Here is a 16,141-nt window from a genome sequence, read left to right as displayed (position 1 = left end):
TTACCCTGCCCATAGCGCCATACGGGCTAAAAATTGCTCTCCCCACGGCGATAACAGCCAGACAACCAATAAGGTATTACCCAGAATAACAAAGCCAAATTCACGCCTGAACGATTGTTTGCTGCGTTTATGTGCCAGTTGTTGCTGGGCAATATAAGCACCGGGCCAGCCGCCAATCAGGCTAAACAGCTGCAGGCTTTCTTCGGTAAGGCGGTTGCCGTGGCGGGCGATGGCGGCTTCTTTATCGGTTTTGTATAGCCAGTAGGTAAATAAGCTGGCTTCAAGGTACAGCAGCGGCAAAATATACAACAGGCGGCCAAACAGCAGAGCAATAATAACGGCAATAAGAAAACTGATACGAAACAACAGCGCTATCTGGTTGGCGTACTGAATACTAAGTCTGTCAGAATGCACTGCGGCTTTAGGTGGCGCAGCTGATGCAGTGCTTTGGGTTGTAACAAACTGCCAGGGGGCGGCAATGTCGCGGCCTTGTTTATCCTGCTTTACGCTAAATTGCAGTGTGTCACCCATTTGCGGGCGGCCTGCGGTGCCGGCATGATCACGGATATGAAAAAACAGTTTTTGCCGGGTCTGGTTGCATACAATAAAGCCAAAGCCTTTATCGTCGCGCCAGAACACCACTTTACCGGTTAACTGCATCGGGTGTTCCTGTTAGCTTTTACAGCGTAATAAAACAGGCACACTGTAACAGAAGTTTATTTAACGGTGCGTATTAATCTCGAAATATCAACAAGCCCTAGTTTAAGCTGCTTATTAACTGTTTTAACTGCAAATGTAGCTGGGGCAATGCTTGTTTGGTGGTATCCCAGACGAGATCTAAATTAATATCAAAATAGCCGTGTGCAATTCTATTACGCATACCTTTCATGCTTCGCCAGGGGATCTCAGCATGTTGCGAAGCAAAATCTGGCTGGGTTTGTAGTATTTTTGTTGCGGTTTCACCTAAAACAAGCAGGTTTAGCACTACTGCTTGTTGAGTTTTTTTGTCGGCCAAAAAGTCTGACTTTTCTAAACCCTCAATGTAAGAGCAAGCCAGAAATACAGACTCCAGCATTTGCTCAACATAGGTAAGTATTCTTTCTGACGTCATACCGGAATGGCTTGCCTGAGTACTGATAAGCGTATTTTTTTTGGCAAGTCGCCTGGCGTTAGCAGATCTACCGGTACGCCGAGAGCTTCTTCCAGAGTTAACTGTAGTTCGCCTAAATCAAAGAGTGTTGTGCCCGGTAAAGTATCTACCAGTATATCCAGATCACTACCTTCAGTATCTTTAGCCATGGCTACGGAGCCGAAAATACGCGGATTAGTTGCGTTATAGCGTGCTACCAGAGTGTGTATAAGTGCCCTGTTGTGTGACAATGCATCCGATGGCCGCATAATAGTCTCCGGGTTTTTTCAGTTAGTGTGCAGTATAGAATAATTTTCTGCTACAGCGTTTCCTGTTTAATGCTTAAACGCATCGATAAGTCTATCGCCTGTACATGCTTGGTTAAGGCCCCACTGGAAATATAGTCAACACCGGTGGCTGCAAGTTCAGTTAAACGTTCACTGGTAATATTGCCCGATACTTCCAGTTTGGCCTGGCCGTTGTTAATGCTAACGGCCTGTACAATATCGGCTGTACTAAAGTTATCCAGCATAATAATGTCGGCTTTGGCATCCAGTGCCTGTTGCAGTTCGTGCAGGTTTTCGGTTTCTACTTCTACCGGTTTGCCGGGGAAGTTTTGCCGGGCGCTGGCAACTGCGGCCGCGATAGAGCCTGCAGCCGCGATATGGTTTTCTTTAATTAAAAAGGCATCAAACAGGCCAATACGGTGGTTTTTGCCGCCACCGGCAGTTACCGCATATTTTTGTGCAAAACGCAGGCCGGGCAGGGTTTTGCGGGTATCCAGCAGGCGGGTATTGCTGCCTTGCAAAAACTGCACATAGTGCGCTGTGGTAGTAGCAGTGCCGCTTAGCAGTTGCAGAAAATTAAGTGCGGTACGCTCGCCCGTTAATAATATGCGCGCCGGGCCACTTAAGGTACACAGGGTGGTGTTGGCGGCTACCTTGTCGCCATCTTTTACCTGCCATTGCAGCTTAACGTTGTTACCTAACTGGCGAAATACTTCGTCGGCAAAGGCGGTGCCGCATATTACGCAGTTTTCCCGGGTAATAATGGTGGCGGTGGCCTGCTGGTTTTGCGGTATCAGCGAGGCGGTAATATCGCCTTCGTTAAGGGGTAAAAAGCCTAAATCTTCTGCCAGAGCAGCAGATACCGAGCGGATAATTTCCTGTTGCAGCAGTGTGGAGTAATCAGTTGGCATAGTCGTTGTGTATACAAAAGTTAGTGGTGCTCGTTTATCTGTGTTGGATCAGGGTGAGCTGATTGCCCTGTTGATGGAATTCTAACTGTTTAAGCGCACTCATGCCCAGCAATATCTCGGTACCGCTAAGGTTGGGCACAATGCTGGCCGGAATATTAGTCAGCACTATGTCGCCCAGCTGTAGCTGGTCAATACGGCTGCGATAGGCGGTGGTTAAACCATTGGCAGTGCTTACCTGTATGGCGGCACCAAACGGCATGCCCAGTTTTTCTGCCGTGCTGGCTGCTATGGCAACAGTGGTGGCGCCGGTGTCCAGCATAAAGTCTACCGGGCTGTTATTAACCAGTGCTGTGCCAACGTAGTGGCCGCTTTTATTACGGATAAGCACAGTGCGTATTTCACCGGCGCTGCCCTGTACACTACTTAGTTGCTGGTTGGGGTTAAGCTGCTTGCCGATGGTGTCCTGAAAAAATACAAACAGCAGTGCCATTAAAATAAGCCAGGCGATAATAGCAAAGGTCTTACCATATTTGTTCGTTGGCTCAGGCGCTTGCATTAAAAGGCTCCAGCATTGACAATAGCCCCATAGCTTACTGGCACAGACCTGCAAAGGCAAAACTTCCGATGAGTGCTAAACCGCCAGCCATGTTAACCCGCCCAAGCCCGCATTGTGATGCGCGCCCCGATGCTGAAAGCATCAGTTTACTGGTAATTCATAATATCAGCCTGCCGGCCGGGCAGTTTGCGGCTATACCTGAGCAAAGCTTTGTTGATGCCTTATTTATGGGTAACTTGGATTGCACTGCGCATAGCAGTTTTACCGGTTTGCAGGGGCTTAGGGTGTCGGCGCACTGCGTGATCTGGCGCGATGGCCGTATTTTTAATTACGTACCTTTTGCCCGGCGTGCCTGGCATGCCGGCGTTAGCCAGTTTGACGGCCGCGAACGCTGTAACGATTTTTCTATTGGTATTGAGTTAGAAGGCACTGACAATTTGCCGTATACTGAGCAACAATATCAGAGCCTTATTACGCTGACCGGTTTTTTAATGCAGCAGTATCCGGCTATTACACCAGACCGTATTGTTGGCCATTGTGATATTGCGCCGGGGCGTAAAACCGACCCCGGCATCGCGTTTGACTGGATGCGCTACCGTAACGCAATAGCGCATGCAATAAGAGTGTAAAAAAGCGCAATAAAAAAGCGCAATAAAAAAGTGCAATAAAGAGTGCGGGAAAAGAGTGTGCTAAAGCGCGCGATAAAGGAGTTGTTTGTATGACGTTAATCAGTATGTTGCTGGCATTAATTATTGAGCGCCTGGCTGTGCGTAGCAATAAATGGCAAGCCAGCGGCTATTGCCGTGCTTATGTGCGCTTTACGGCGGGCTCTGCATTAAGCAGGTTGTCTGCGCATAGCCTGGGGCAATATTTGTGGCTGGCTTTACCAGGTAGCGTGGTTATGCTGGTGTTGTGCCTGCTTGACAGCCATTTACTGAGTTTGGTGGTTAACACTCTGGTATTGCTGGTGGCTATTGGTTGCTGGCATTACCGTCAGTTATATAAGCAGTATTTAAATGCGATGGACAGAGGCGACGAAGAAGCTGCTTTTATTGCCATGCAGCAAATACGTACAGATATGGGCAGCACGCGTGAGCAAAGCAGTTATGGCCAGTTACTGATCTGGCTGAATTTTCGTTATTACGCTGCTGTGGTGTTCTGGTTTTTACTGCTGGGGGTTTTTGGCGTAATTACCTATGCCCTGGTGCGGCATTTACAGGAAGCCGTAGCAGAAGAAGACGCCGCCAATTATGCTGTCTGTCTGGGCGACGATAACAAAGCTGTGCATTATGTAGCGCATTGGGCTAACTGGTTTCCGGCGCGGTTATTTGGTTTGGGTTTTGCGCTGGTGGGGCATTTCTCCCGAGCGTCTACCGCCTTGCTGGGATATTTTCTTGATTTTACCGCCAGCAACGAGCAGGTAGTCGTAGAGGTAGCCACAGCTGCAGAGCCATTGCCAACTGAAAGTATTAACACGCTGGACGACACCAGTTATATGGTACAGCTTGCTAAGCGTAATATGCTGTTTTTCCTTGCCTTTACTGCCATATTAACGTTGACAGGCTGGTTAGGTTAAAACACTGGTTTATTTATAAGGCGCCGTCAGGGCGCCTTTTTTTATTCTGGTTTTTCCATTTCACGTTGATTTCACAACTGCCAGCTCATGCTGGGTTTTGCGTTAAATACAACCTGAAACAGGTGACTAAGATGAACAAAACCGGAGTGAAAAAAATGCTGCTAACCTTAGGGGCTGCTATTACTGCACTGGCCGCAGGCTGGTATGCTTTATTTGGCTTAAAACCTTACAGTGTTACCGCAACTGAAATTAACCAGCGTTATGCGTATACGCTATCGCAGCCGGTCGAGCTAACACTGCAAAGCGATGACAGCAATGGCTACCACTTTTCCTACACCAGCTTTGACGGTGCCCGGGTAAATGGCTATATGCGCTTACCTGAAGCCGGTAACAACATCTCCCGGCCAGTGCCGGTACTGATAGGTGCCCATGCCATGGGGCGTTCTCATGTACGCTGGTGGCATGAAAGTTACAAAGACAGACCAACGCGGGAGAGCACCGACAAAATCACTGCCATGGCACTGGCAAAAGGTTATGCCGTAGTGACTATCGATGCCAGAAATCACGGTGAGCGTAAAGACCCTGATCTGGGTATCGCCGAGCTGTTACATAATCTGCATTGGTGGGGAAAGCGTGAACCCTACGAAGCCATGCTGATTGATACAGTGCGCGATCATCGCGTGTTGCTGGACTGGCTGAGTACACAACCACAGTTTGATGCTGAGCGGATTGATATAACCGGATACAGTATGGGCGCCCACGTGAGCTTATTGCTGGCGGCCGTAGACGACAGGGTTAAACGGGTTGCCGCTGTGGTGCCGCCACATATCAACAACTACACGGCAATTGTGGCACCGCTGAATATGCTAACTGGTTTGGCTGATAACCCGGTGCTATTGTTTAGTGCTAATGATGATGAATATGCCAGTAAAAAGCAGAATAAAGCCTTGTTTAATGCCTTGCCTAATACTGATAAACAGCATTACGTGTTCGGGGGCGGCCATGTGTTGCCGGCAGACTATGTACAACATTTCGAGACCTGGTTGTAATGACACAGTCTAGTGCGATAACGGTGCTGGTTATCGAAGATAACCTTGCGATACAGGCCAATATCGCCGATTACTTTACCCTGCAGGGGGCGGTGGTTGACTTCGCCGTAAATGGCCGTCAGGGAGCAACGCTGGCGCTGCAGCACTATTACGATGTGATAGTGCTGGATTTAACCCTGCCTCAGCTGGATGGCCTGGACGTATGTAGCCTGCTGCGGCAAAAGGCGAACCGGCATATTCCTGTTCTGATGTTAACAGCACGTGATAGCCTGCAGCATAAGCTGGATGGTTTTGCTGCCGGGGCGGACGATTATCTGGTAAAGCCGTTTGACTTAGCAGAGTTGTGGGTGCGGGTGCAGGTGCTGGCCAGGCGTTACCTTGAGCAACATCATCAGCTGGTGCTGGGCAATATCAGGCTTAACCGGCATCTGCATCAGGTGCACTGCGAAAGTAAGCTGATGGCGCTAAAGCCGGTAGGTTTTAAGTTGCTTAGTATACTGCTGGAAACCCACCCGCGGCCGGTAAGCCGTGCTGAACTGTGCAGTAAAATCTGGGGCGATGAGCCAACAGAGTCAGACGCGCTGCGCTCCCATCTGTATCAGTTACGCAAAACCTTGCAACAGCATGGGGCTTCAGTGATGATTGAAACCCGGCTGGGAGTGGGTTTTGCGTTAAAAACAGAGCCTGCACTATGACAGTGTTATCGCTGCAACGGCGTATTCTGCTGACCTTTATCGCCAGCTCCATGCTGGTTGGGGTGTTGTTTGGCGTCAGTGCCATTATTTTTGCTTACCATACCGAAGATCAACTGTTTGAAACCTTACTGCAAGCGGAAGCGGCTTACGCTGAACAACAATTAGCAGCCGGTAGCACAATACAGACGCATCTGCAGTTTGTAACTTATGCCAGTGATATTTCAGCGTTGCCAAAGCAGATCCAAACCAGATTACAACAGGCGCCTGAACGCAGCGAATTCGCGTTGGACAATGGCCGGCATTACCACCTTATCCGGTTGTCGCGTGGCTTTTTGCTGGCAGATGTAACCGGGCAACTGGTAGTCAGAGCGATGCGGCCACAACTGGCTGAATTTTTAATGCTGCTGTTGGCCGTTGTACTGCTGTGTTCTGCCGTCTTTGCTTATTTATTGGCAAGGCGGCTGCTTAAACCGTTATATAAGCTGACGCAGTTGGTTGACAGCACGGGCTTGCAGCCAGCCAAGCCAGTTACCAGCAGTTTTGCCGACAATTTTGCCGCCGACGAAATTGGCCGCTTAGCGCGCGCACTGCAAGCCGCCTGGCAGCGGCTGGCCGGGTTTATTGGCCGTGAACAGCAATTTACCCAGGATGTGTCACATGAGCTGCGTACACCACTTACGGTAATGCAGGGCGCCCTTACCTTGCTACAACATAGCCCTTTAACGCCACAGCAATTACAGTATGTCGAACGCTTGCAACAGGCACAGTTGCAGATAAACCAGACTATCGAAACCCTGATGCTACTGGCGCGGGAAGATTTGCCAGCGCCAGTGCCGGTAACACTGCTACCAGTGGTAGAACAAAGCGTATTACAGCAGCAGATAAAGTTAGCTGGCAAGGCGATTGAACTCGAACTGGATATTGCCCCAGCGGCACAGCTGACAATAGATCCGACGTCGCTACTGATGCTGCTAAACAACCTTATAGGTAATGCCTTTGACTATACCGCTGCAGGGGTTATCCGCATCGCTTTTGCCGCTCAGGTGTTAACGGTACAGGATAGTGGCAGCGGTATCGATGCGCAGCTACAACAGCAAATATTTGACTGCGGCATTAAAGGCAGTAACAGCACCGGCATGGGCCTTGGCTTGTCACTGGTAAAGCGCTTGTGTGATAAATGGCATATAGGCTATCAGCTGCATAGCGATGCGTGCGGCACCTGTATCAGTTTAAAATTTCCGTCAAACTAGCCTGGTCAGACCAATTCTTCCGGCAGCGTTGCCAGCGGCTGCATACTGAGTTATTACTCTAACTATTTTCTGCTTTTGCCTTTGCCGGTAATCTCTGCTTTATTTACTTGCTAAGCAGAAACTGTTACCTTATCGCCACTAAAAACAAATTGGTAATACCAATTTACAAAAAGGCTTACAGCCCACGGGAAACCTCAACACGGCATGGCAGATTTTAAAATTAAACCGGCTAAACTCTCTGATCGCATTGTTGAGCAACTGGAAAACATGTTGCTGGAGGGCAGTTTTGCACCGGGCCAAAAGCTGCCACCCGAGCGTGATTTAGCTCAAATGTTTGCCGTATCGCGCCCGTCATTGCGCGAGGCCATTCAAAAGCTGGAAGCCAAAGGCCTGCTTAGCCGCCGTCAGGGTGGTGGCACCTATGTGTGCGACAATATGACCGCCGGCCTTACTGATCCATTGTTTGAATTAATAGCACGCCATCCTGAATCGCAGTTTGATTTACTGGAATTTCGCCACGCGCTGGAAGGTATATGTGCTTATTACGCCGCATTGCGTGGCACAACGGCCGATTTTGACCAGATTAAGCGCCACTATGATGCTATTTGTGATGCGCAGCAGTTAAATGATCTGGAAGCAGAAGCCAAAGCAGTAGGCAGTTTTTATTTAGCAGTGGCAGAGGCGTCACACAATGTGGTTTTACTGCATTTAGTGCGTGGCTTAACGCCACTGGTGGAGCAGAATATCCGGGTTAACCTGGAAACCCTGCAGCAGAAGGAAGGCATAGTCGGCCAGCTGAATTCGCATCGGCAACGGCTGATGCAAGCGGTCATAAATGGTGAGCCGGAGAAGGCGCGCCAGGCCAGTAATGGCCATCTGGCCTTTATCGAAGAAGCTTTGCTGGATGTAGGTAAAGAGCGTTCGCGTATTGAACGCTCGCTACGGCGCACCCAACAAGGCTGATCATTATTTTTAACGCAGCTGTGCATTTAAAACACAGGCGTGCATAACCAAAGGAAACCTCGATATGTCTGAAGTCAGTAAAGTTGACATCGACGCTCTGGAAACCAAAGAGTGGCTTGAAGCGCTGGAATCGGTTGTTCGCACTGAAGGGGTAGAGCGCGCGCAGTTCCTGCTGGAGCAGGTACTGGAGCAAGCCCGGTTAGAAGGCGTTGCTATGCCAACCGGTGTAACTACCAACTACATTAACACCATTCCACCGCAACAAGAGCCGGCTTACCCCGGCGATGTTAACCTGGAACGACGTATCCGCTCGGTGATCCGCTGGAATGCCATTATGATTGTACTGCGCGGCTCAAAAAAAGAGCTGGATTTAGGCGGCCATATGGCGTCTTACCAGTCTTCTGCGGCGTTTTATGAAACCTGTTTTAACCACTTCTTCCGCGCACCGAACGAAAAAGACGGCGGCGATTTAGTGTATTACCAGGGCCATATTTCACCGGGTATTTATGCCCGTGCTTTTGTTGAAGGCCGCTTAACGGCAGAGCAACTGGACAGCTTCCGTCAGGAAGTAGACGGCAAAGGCTTATCCAGCTACCCGCACCCGAAATTAATGCCGGAGTTTTGGCAGTTCCCTACTGTGTCTATGGGTTTAGGCCCTATTGCTTCTATTTATCAGGCGCGGTTTTTAAAGTATTTACACGGCCGCGGTTTAAAAGACACCAGCGCCCAGCGCGTTTATGCCTTTTTGGGCGATGGCGAGATGGACGAGCCGGAATCACGCGGTGCTATCAGCTTTGCTGCCCGCGAAAAACTGGGCAACCTGTGTTACTTAATTAACTGTAACCTGCAGCGCCTCGACGGCCCGGTAATGGGTAACGGTAAAATTATCCAGGAACTGGAAGGCTTATTCCGTGGCGCCGGCTGGAACGTAATTAAAGTAGTATGGGGCCGTGGCTGGGACAAATTGCTGGCCAAAGACACCACCGGCAAGCTGTTACAGCTGATGAACGAAACCATCGACGGTGATTACCAGACTTACAAAGCCAACGACGGTGCCTATGTGCGTAAGCACTTCTTCGGCCGTTATCCGGAAACCGCAGCACTGGTTGCTGACATGACCGACGAAGAAATTTTTGCTTTAAAACGCGGCGGCCACGAGCCATCTAAGCTGTTTGCGGCCTTTAAAGCAGCGCAGGAATGCACCGACAAACCTACTGTTATCCTGGCGAAAACAGTAAAAGGTTACGGCATGGGCGAAGCGGCAGAAGGCAAGAACATTGCCCACCAGGTGAAGAAAATGGATATGACGCACGTGCTGCAACTGCGCAAGCGTTTAGGCCTGGAAGACTATATTAGCGAAGAACAGGTTGCTGATCTGCCTTACATTAAGCTGCCTGAAGGCTCGCCAGAGCTGGAATATATGCACGCACGGCGCAAAGCGCTGCACGGTTATACGCCGGTGCGCCTGCCTAACTTTACCAAGCCACTAACGCTGCCGGAATTAAGCGCCTTTGACGGTTTGTTAGAAGAGCAAAAACGCGAAATTTCTACCACTATGGCCTATGTGCGGGCGCTGAATATTCTGCTGAAAGACGAGCATATCGGTAAGCAAATAGTGCCAATTATTGCCGACGAAGCCCGTACTTTTGGTATGGAAGGTTTATTCCGCCAAATCGGTATTTATAACCCGGGTGGCCAGAACTACACGCCGGAAGACCGCTCAGTAGTAAGCTATTACAAAGAAGACGTGGGTGGCCAGGTACTGCAGGAAGGTATTAACGAGCTGGGCGCGATGTCGTCCTGGGTAGCGGCGGCCACATCGTACAGCACTAACGACTTACCGATGATCCCGTTTTACATTTACTACTCTATGTTTGGTTTCCAGCGCGTGGGCGATATGGCCTGGCTGGCCGGTGATCAGCAGGCACGCGGCTTCCTGTTAGGTGCTACGGCGGGCCGTACCACGCTTAACGGTGAAGGCTTACAGCACGAAGACGGTCACAGCCATATTCTGGCCGGCACAGTACCCAACTGTATTTCGTATGACCCAACCTACGCCTTCGAGCTGGCGGTTATTCTGCAAGACGGTATCCGCCGCATGTACGGTAAAGATCAGGAAAACATTTATTACTACATCACCGTAATGAATGAAAACTACCATCACCCGGCTATGCCAAAAGGCGCCGAAGAAGGTATCCGCCGTGGTATTTACAAGCTGGAAAGCTTAAATGGCGATCGCGGTAAGGTACAGCTGATGGGCTCAGGCACTATCTTAAATGAAGTGCGTAAAGCGGCAGAAATTTTAAGCAAAGATTACGGCGTAGCGTCAGACGTGTACTCAGTAACCTCGTTTAACGAACTGGCGCGTGACGGCCAGGACGCTGAGCGCTTTAATATGCTAAACCCGGATGCCAAGGCTAAAACGCCGTACATTGCTACGGTAATGAACAAAGCGCCAGCCATTGCTGCTACCGACTATATGAAAAACTACGCCGATCAGGTACGTGCTTTTATTCCGGCTACGTCTTACAAAGTGTTGGGCACCGACGGTTTTGGCCGTTCTGACAGCCGTGAAAACCTGCGCCGCCACTTTGAAGTGAACGCTGGTTATATCGTAGTGGCCGCACTGAGCGAGCTGGTGAAGCAGGGCGAGTTGAAGAAAACCGTAGTGACAGATGCGCTTAAGAAATTCGGCATCGACAGCGGCAAAACCAACCCGCTGTACGCATAAGAGGATTACACATGACTATTGAAATTCATGTACCGGATATTGGTGCTGATGAAGTTGAAGTAACCGAAATTCTGGTAAAAGTCGGTGACAAAGTAGCTGCCGACCAATCGCTGCTAAGCGTAGAAGGTGACAAGGCTTCTATGGAAGTACCGGCCAATGACGCCGGTGTAGTAAAAGAAATTAAAGTAAAAGTAGGCGACAAGGTTAAAACCGGCAGCCTGATTATGACCTTTGAAGGCGAAGGCGCTGCCAAAGCAGATGCTGCACCGGCAAAGGAAGAAGCCAAAGCAGACAGCAAGGCTGAAACTAAAACCGAAGCCAAAACTGAAAGCAAAACCGCCAGTGTACAAGATGTAAAAGTACCGGATATTGGTGGTGACGCCGTTGAAGTGACTGAAATTATGGTGAAAGTTGGCGATACGGTAAGCGAAGATCAGTCTTTGCTTAGTGTTGAAGGTGACAAAGCCAGTATGGAAGTGCCGGCGCCGTTCGCCGGTAAGGTTAAAGAAATTAAAATCAGCGTAGGCGATAAGGTTTCTACCGGAAGCCTGATAATGGTGTTTGAAACCACAGGTTCAGCCGATGCTTCACCTGCGGCAGCAACTGAAGCGCCAAAAGCTGAAACTAAAGCGGAAACCAAAACTGAAGCTGCACCCGCTGCTACTGCAACAGCGCCAGTTGCCTCAGCTTCTACAACAGCGGCCGATGGCTTTGTTGAAAACAGCGCCTATGCCCATGCCTCGCCGGTTATCCGTCGCTTAGCGCGTGAGTTTGGCATTAACCTGGCCAAGGTTAACGGCACAGGCCGCAAAGGCCGCGTTGTTAAAGAAGACGTGCAAAACTACGTGAAGCAACTGGTTAAACAGGTTGAAAGCGGTGCAACTGCAGGTACTGGCTCAGGCAATAGCATGGGCTTTGACTTAATTGCCTGGCCAAAAGTTGATTTTGCCAAGTTCGGTGAAGTAGAAGCCAAGCCACTGTCGCGCATTCAGAAGTTATCCGGCAATAATTTACACCGTAACTGGGTACGTATTCCGCATGTTACCCAGTTTGATGAAGCCGATATCACCGGCCTGGAAGACTTCCGTAAAGAGCAAAATACACTGGCCGAGAAGAAAAAACTCGGCGTGAAGTACACCCCGCTGGTGTTTATTATGAAAGCAGTGGCTAAGGCGCTGGAAGAATTTCCAACCTTTAACAGCTCATTGTCGGAAGATGGCGCCAGCTTAATTCTGAAGAAATACGTGCATTTAGGCATAGCGGTCGATACGCCCAATGGCCTGGTAGTGCCGGTAGTACGTGATGTAAACAAAAAAGGCATTATCGAGCTGTCACGCGAGTTGCAGGACATTTCGGTAAAAGCGCGCGAAGGTAAGTTAACTGCTGCTGATATGCAGGGCGGCTGCTTTACCATATCAAGCTTAGGTGGCATTGGCGGTACGGCGTTTACGCCTATTGTAAATGCGCCGGAAGTCGCCATATTAGGGGTGTCGAAATCAGACATTAAACCGAAATGGAACGGTAAAGAGTTTGAACCCAAGCTGATGCTACCGCTAAGTGTATCTTACGATCACCGCGTTATCGACGGCGCCCTGGCAGCACGCTTTACCGCGACGCTGGCCAGCTATCTGGCCGATATTCGCCAGATCATTATGTAACAGCTAAGAGCGAATTTTGTGTCCCGTGCTGAAAAGTTACGGGACATCGCTCAGGCAGGATGTTAAAATTCTGCCACTTTTTTCGCCTGATAGCCGTACCCTACAAAGTGACGCTGTCAGAACACCGACTCAATGAAAAGGTAATACGATGAGCAACGATATCAAAACTCAGGTAGTAGTTGTGGGCGCAGGCCCTGGTGGTTATTCTGCAGCCTTCCGTGCAGCAGACTTAGGTTTGGACGTTACCCTGGTTGAAGCGCGCAGCACCTTAGGCGGTGTGTGCTTAAACGTAGGTTGTATTCCGTCTAAAGCCTTATTACACGTTGCTAAGGTTATTGACGATGCCCGCGATATGGCGTCGCACGGCGTTACTTTTGGTGAGCCGAAAATTGATTTAGACAAAATCCGTAGCTGGAAAGACAAAGTAGTTGGCCAACTGACTAACGGCCTGGCCGGTATGTCGAAAATGCGTAAAGTGAAGGTAGTTACCGGTTACGGTAAATTTACCGGTGCTAACACCTTACAGGTTGGCGACACTAAAATTACCTTTGAACACGCCATTATTGCTGCTGGTTCAGAGCCGGTATCACTGCCGTTTATTCCAAAAGATGACGACCGTATTATCGATTCTACCGGCGCGCTGGAATTAAAAGACATTCCGGGCGAAATGCTGGTATTAGGCGGCGGTATTATCGGCCTGGAAATGGGTACCGTGTATCGCGCACTGGGTTCTAAAGTATCAGTAGTAGAATTTGCTGATCAGTTAGTACCAGCGGCTGACGCTGACATCGTTAAAGCCTACACCAAGTACAACAAAGACAACTACAACATTATGTTGTCTACCAAAGTTGTTGGTGTAGAAGCGAAAAAAGACGGTTTATACGTAACTTTCGAAGGTAAAAACGCGCCAGAAAAAGCAGTGCGTTACGACAAAATCCTGGTAGCAGTTGGCCGTAAGCCAAATGGCAACCTGTTAGATGCCGCTAAAGCCGGTGTTAACGTAGACGAGCGCGGCTTTATCAATGTAGATAAGCAACTGCGTACTAACGTTGGCCATATCTATGCTATCGGTGACGTTATCGGCCAGCCAATGTTAGCGCATAAAGCGGTACACGAAGGCCATGTAGCCGCTGAAGTCATTGCCGGCCAGAAGCACTACTTCGACCCGCGCTGCATTCCGTCAGTAGCGTATACCGACCCGGAAATGGCCTGGACAGGCGTTACCGAGAAAGAAGCGAAAGAGCAGGGCTTAAAAATTGAAACTGCTACCTTCCCATGGGCAGCGTCAGGCCGTGCAATCGCTTCTGCCCGTACTGAAGGCTTCACCAAGCTGATTTTTGACAAAGAAACCCACCGTATTCTGGGTGGCGCTATTGTTGGTATTAACGCCGGTGAAATGCTGGGTGAAATCTGCTTAGCAGTAGAAATGGGTGCCGACGCTGAAGATATCGCGTTAACCATCCATGCTCACCCAACGCTGAACGAGTCTATCGGCTTAGCCGCCGAGATTTACGAAGGCTCAATCACCGACCTGCCAAACCCGAAAGCGAAGAAAAAGTAATTTTTCTGAGTTGAGTGTTTAACACAAAGGCCGCGAATGCGGCCTTTGTTGTTTTTAAGCGCCATGCAATATGATTCCTCTGAGCAGGCTGCTAACTTTATCGCAGATTTAGACTTACAGGTGCCGGTATTACTGGGCAATCAGCAAATGGCAACGGATTATCAGATTCAGGCATTTCCTATCTATTATGTTATTGATAGGCAGGGCAACATTACTGCAAAGCCGCTTGGGCATAGTAGCGCGCTGGGGCTTTGGTTGCTTAGCCGTTAGCGGTTTTTCATCAAAGTATTTGTATTGCGTTATTTGAGCACAACGTTTGCGGTGAAAGCCGCAAAAGCGATAACTATAGTCTGATAAGAGCTTGAGCACCTGATCAACGATGATTAATCAGGTGCTGCTTTGACTATCTCTGCGGTTTGCTTTTACAAGCGGCGGCCGAAACTTACTGCATAAACTACCGGGCGAAATTGTAGTACTGGATCTGCACTTGCCGTTATGCCTTTTGGCAAAGCAAGAGGGTTAAACATTTGTTTATCAAGGTGAGATATCTCCTGCGGTACTGCGTTTAGCCGCAATGTTCCAAGTTCTACGATGTTGCGGTCATTTGGCCAGGGCTGGCTGCCATCCAACAACGGGTCGCCGTCCTTGGGTAATTGCGCTTGTAATATATATTCTACAGCTGCTGACTGCACTCGTTGACCGATCTCCTGCATCAGTACATCGGTTGCTGCGTTTTCTGCTTCGGCCGTTTCCATATATTTCTCACCAGCTTTGGGGATTATCCGGTAGCGGAAGTACTGCTGCTTACCTGAATGGTTTTCAAAGATAAAACTGTTAACGCCAAAAAACGGTTGGTTGGCAAAACTCACCGGTACCGGTTTCGATGCGGCAGCAAAAGCTGCAGCCGCAGGATGTGCAGCCATAAACTTATCCAGCGCTGAAGGTATGGCAGTGTCTGCTGGCGCATTTTTAATTAAAGTTAACAGTTCCAGAAACTTTTCAGGTGTCGCTACCGGAAAACCGTTATGAGATATGCTGACGATGTCGGTAAAGCCGCCATCGGCTAAGTTAAAGCGGATGGCCATCCCATATGGGCGTGCATGCGGAGATGCGTCTGGTAGTGCAGGCACACCAGTGCCAGTAGAAAACCGTACAACAACTGGAACCGTTGCTTGAAAATGCGGTGCAACACTCAGCTGCTGTGCTTCTGCAGTGGGCGTAAAGCTGCCTGTCAGAAATGTGCCTTTTGCATGGTTAGCTCTAAAGCCATGATGTGGCCCTGAGGCAAGTTCAGTAAAAGTATCTACTGTTTTTGTTGCAATAGTCCCGATGTCTTGAGCTTGCCCAGCTGCGCTGACCATAGATAATACGACGGCGGCAATAACTGATATTTTTTTATTCATAATTTCCTCGCGTTGCTGTAAATGATCACCAGAGAATTGATGTTGGCTCTAGAGTTGTCAATGTTACGCTGAGGGAATTTTATTTGGGCGTTAAACTGTCTAAATTATGCTGCAGATAATCTAAATCGGCGCAATGCGTTAATGTATGCTAGTCGATGGGGTCAGTGTCGTTGATAATTTATATTCCGAAAACCTTAGGCTGACAGAGTTAAGCAATAGTAATCACTCAGGCATATGCTACTTGCCGCGCAATCCTCCTCTTGCTAGCATCCTTATTCCATAATTCAGGGACGCCTTATGCGCTGGATGCGTTTTACTTTACCGCTATTACTGCTTATCTCCCCGCTGGCCTTGGGCCAAAAGCAATACACC

General features: G+C 49.2%; 16 protein-coding genes. 10 read left to right on the top strand and 6 right to left on the bottom strand.

The window, feature by feature from the left end:
• The 5 genes from J3B89_RS06935 to J3B89_RS06915 all read right to left on the bottom strand — a co-directional run bounded on the left by J3B89_RS06935 (position 1) and on the right by J3B89_RS06915 (position 2,883).
• Positions 1-660, bottom strand: coding sequence for a DUF1294 domain-containing protein (locus J3B89_RS06935; protein WP_215396786.1), 660 nt, complete (start codon positions 658-660; stop codon positions 1-3).
• A 97-nt stretch (positions 661-757) separates the two neighbouring features.
• Entirely contained in the window at positions 758-1,111 is a 354-nt protein-coding gene (locus J3B89_RS06930) for a HepT-like ribonuclease domain-containing protein (RefSeq protein ID WP_215396785.1), read from the bottom strand.
• The gene (locus J3B89_RS06925; protein ID WP_215396784.1) at positions 1,108-1,398 is read right to left on the bottom strand and encodes a nucleotidyltransferase family protein; all 291 of its coding nucleotides are present in this window, start codon (positions 1,396-1,398) and stop codon (positions 1,108-1,110) included. The genes J3B89_RS06930 and J3B89_RS06925 overlap by 4 nt, the downstream gene beginning before the upstream one ends.
• A gap of 50 nt (positions 1,399-1,448) precedes the next feature.
• Positions 1,449-2,327, bottom strand: a complete 879-nt coding sequence (gene nadC / locus J3B89_RS06920; RefSeq protein WP_215396783.1) for a carboxylating nicotinate-nucleotide diphosphorylase — start codon at positions 2,325-2,327, stop codon at positions 1,449-1,451.
• Between the two features lie 34 nt (positions 2,328-2,361).
• Positions 2,362-2,883 (bottom strand): retropepsin-like aspartic protease family protein, encoded by a 522-nt coding sequence (locus J3B89_RS06915; protein WP_215396782.1) that lies wholly within the window; start codon positions 2,881-2,883, stop codon positions 2,362-2,364.
• A gap of 68 nt (positions 2,884-2,951) precedes the next feature.
• On the opposite strand from J3B89_RS06915, the gene ampD reads away from it, so the two are divergent.
• The 10 genes from ampD to J3B89_RS06865 all read left to right on the top strand — a co-directional run bounded on the left by ampD (position 2,952) and on the right by J3B89_RS06865 (position 14,636).
• Complete coding sequence (ampD, locus tag J3B89_RS06910; RefSeq protein ID WP_215396781.1) at positions 2,952-3,512, top strand: 1,6-anhydro-N-acetylmuramyl-L-alanine amidase AmpD; 561 nt, start codon at positions 2,952-2,954, stop codon at positions 3,510-3,512.
• Between the two features lie 89 nt (positions 3,513-3,601).
• Positions 3,602-4,459, top strand: a complete 858-nt coding sequence (ampE, locus tag J3B89_RS06905; protein ID WP_215396780.1) for a regulatory signaling modulator protein AmpE — start codon at positions 3,602-3,604, stop codon at positions 4,457-4,459.
• A 131-nt stretch (positions 4,460-4,590) separates the two neighbouring features.
• Positions 4,591-5,508, top strand: coding sequence for an alpha/beta hydrolase (locus J3B89_RS06900; RefSeq protein ID WP_215396779.1), 918 nt, complete (start codon positions 4,591-4,593; stop codon positions 5,506-5,508).
• Complete coding sequence (locus tag J3B89_RS06895; RefSeq protein ID WP_215396778.1) at positions 5,508-6,203, top strand: response regulator transcription factor; 696 nt, start codon at positions 5,508-5,510, stop codon at positions 6,201-6,203. Before J3B89_RS06900 ends, J3B89_RS06895 begins: the two co-directional genes overlap by 1 nt.
• Entirely contained in the window at positions 6,200-7,453 is a 1,254-nt protein-coding gene (locus tag J3B89_RS06890; RefSeq protein ID WP_215396776.1) for a sensor histidine kinase, read from the top strand. The genes J3B89_RS06895 and J3B89_RS06890 overlap by 4 nt, the downstream gene beginning before the upstream one ends.
• A 204-nt stretch (positions 7,454-7,657) precedes the next feature.
• Positions 7,658-8,416 (top strand): pyruvate dehydrogenase complex transcriptional repressor PdhR, encoded by a 759-nt coding sequence (gene pdhR / locus J3B89_RS06885; protein ID WP_215396774.1) that lies wholly within the window; start codon positions 7,658-7,660, stop codon positions 8,414-8,416.
• Between the two features lie 64 nt (positions 8,417-8,480).
• A complete protein-coding gene (aceE, locus tag J3B89_RS06880) occupies positions 8,481-11,147 on the top strand; it encodes a pyruvate dehydrogenase (acetyl-transferring), homodimeric type (RefSeq protein WP_215396773.1) in 2,667 nt (888 codons plus the stop codon).
• Between the two features lie 11 nt (positions 11,148-11,158).
• Complete coding sequence (aceF, locus tag J3B89_RS06875; protein ID WP_215396770.1) at positions 11,159-12,805, top strand: pyruvate dehydrogenase complex dihydrolipoyllysine-residue acetyltransferase; 1,647 nt, start codon at positions 11,159-11,161, stop codon at positions 12,803-12,805.
• Between the two features lie 148 nt (positions 12,806-12,953).
• On the top strand, positions 12,954-14,366 hold the full coding sequence (gene lpdA, locus J3B89_RS06870) for a dihydrolipoyl dehydrogenase (RefSeq protein WP_215396768.1): 1,413 nt from the start codon (positions 12,954-12,956) through the stop codon (positions 14,364-14,366).
• A 36-nt stretch (positions 14,367-14,402) separates the two neighbouring features.
• Positions 14,403-14,636, top strand: coding sequence for a TlpA family protein disulfide reductase (locus tag J3B89_RS06865; protein WP_215396767.1), 234 nt, complete (start codon positions 14,403-14,405; stop codon positions 14,634-14,636).
• Between the two features lie 152 nt (positions 14,637-14,788).
• Here J3B89_RS06865 and J3B89_RS06860 read toward each other — a convergent pair whose 3' ends face one another.
• The gene (locus J3B89_RS06860; RefSeq protein WP_215396766.1) at positions 14,789-15,769 is read right to left on the bottom strand and encodes a catalase family peroxidase; all 981 of its coding nucleotides are present in this window, start codon (positions 15,767-15,769) and stop codon (positions 14,789-14,791) included.
• Positions 15,770-16,141 lie beyond the last annotated feature (372 nt).

It is taken from the genome of Rheinheimera oceanensis, assembly GCF_018831085.1.
Classification (GTDB): Bacteria; Pseudomonadota; Gammaproteobacteria; order Enterobacterales; family Alteromonadaceae; genus Alishewanella; species Alishewanella oceanensis.
The sequence above is the reverse complement of the archived record's forward strand: the minus strand, read 5'-3'. Positions and strand labels throughout refer to the sequence as shown.

Excerpts from the sequence above, each read along its gene's own strand:
- J3B89_RS06935 (WP_215396786.1), bottom strand. The coding sequence starts at position 660 with ATGCAGTTAACCGGTAAAGTGGTGTTCTGGCGCGACGATAAAGGCTTT.
- J3B89_RS06930 (WP_215396785.1), bottom strand. The coding sequence starts at position 1,111 with ATGACGTCAGAAAGAATACTTACCTATGTTGAGCAAATGCTGGAGTCT.
- J3B89_RS06925 (WP_215396784.1), bottom strand. The coding sequence starts at position 1,398 with ATGCGGCCATCGGATGCATTGTCACACAACAGGGCACTTATACACACT.
- nadC (WP_215396783.1), bottom strand. The coding sequence starts at position 2,327 with ATGCCAACTGATTACTCCACACTGCTGCAACAGGAAATTATCCGCTCG.
- J3B89_RS06915 (WP_215396782.1), bottom strand. The coding sequence starts at position 2,883 with ATGCAAGCGCCTGAGCCAACGAACAAATATGGTAAGACCTTTGCTATT.
- ampD (WP_215396781.1), top strand. The coding sequence starts at position 2,952 with ATGAGTGCTAAACCGCCAGCCATGTTAACCCGCCCAAGCCCGCATTGT.
- ampE (WP_215396780.1), top strand. The coding sequence starts at position 3,602 with ATGACGTTAATCAGTATGTTGCTGGCATTAATTATTGAGCGCCTGGCT.
- J3B89_RS06900 (WP_215396779.1), top strand. The coding sequence starts at position 4,591 with ATGAACAAAACCGGAGTGAAAAAAATGCTGCTAACCTTAGGGGCTGCT.
- J3B89_RS06895 (WP_215396778.1), top strand. The coding sequence starts at position 5,508 with ATGACACAGTCTAGTGCGATAACGGTGCTGGTTATCGAAGATAACCTT.
- J3B89_RS06890 (WP_215396776.1), top strand. The coding sequence starts at position 6,200 with ATGACAGTGTTATCGCTGCAACGGCGTATTCTGCTGACCTTTATCGCC.
- pdhR (WP_215396774.1), top strand. The coding sequence starts at position 7,658 with ATGGCAGATTTTAAAATTAAACCGGCTAAACTCTCTGATCGCATTGTT.
- aceE (WP_215396773.1), top strand. The coding sequence starts at position 8,481 with ATGTCTGAAGTCAGTAAAGTTGACATCGACGCTCTGGAAACCAAAGAG.
- aceF (WP_215396770.1), top strand. The coding sequence starts at position 11,159 with ATGACTATTGAAATTCATGTACCGGATATTGGTGCTGATGAAGTTGAA.
- lpdA (WP_215396768.1), top strand. The coding sequence starts at position 12,954 with ATGAGCAACGATATCAAAACTCAGGTAGTAGTTGTGGGCGCAGGCCCT.
- J3B89_RS06865 (WP_215396767.1), top strand. The coding sequence starts at position 14,403 with ATGCGGCCTTTGTTGTTTTTAAGCGCCATGCAATATGATTCCTCTGAG.
- J3B89_RS06860 (WP_215396766.1), bottom strand. The coding sequence starts at position 15,769 with ATGAATAAAAAAATATCAGTTATTGCCGCCGTCGTATTATCTATGGTC.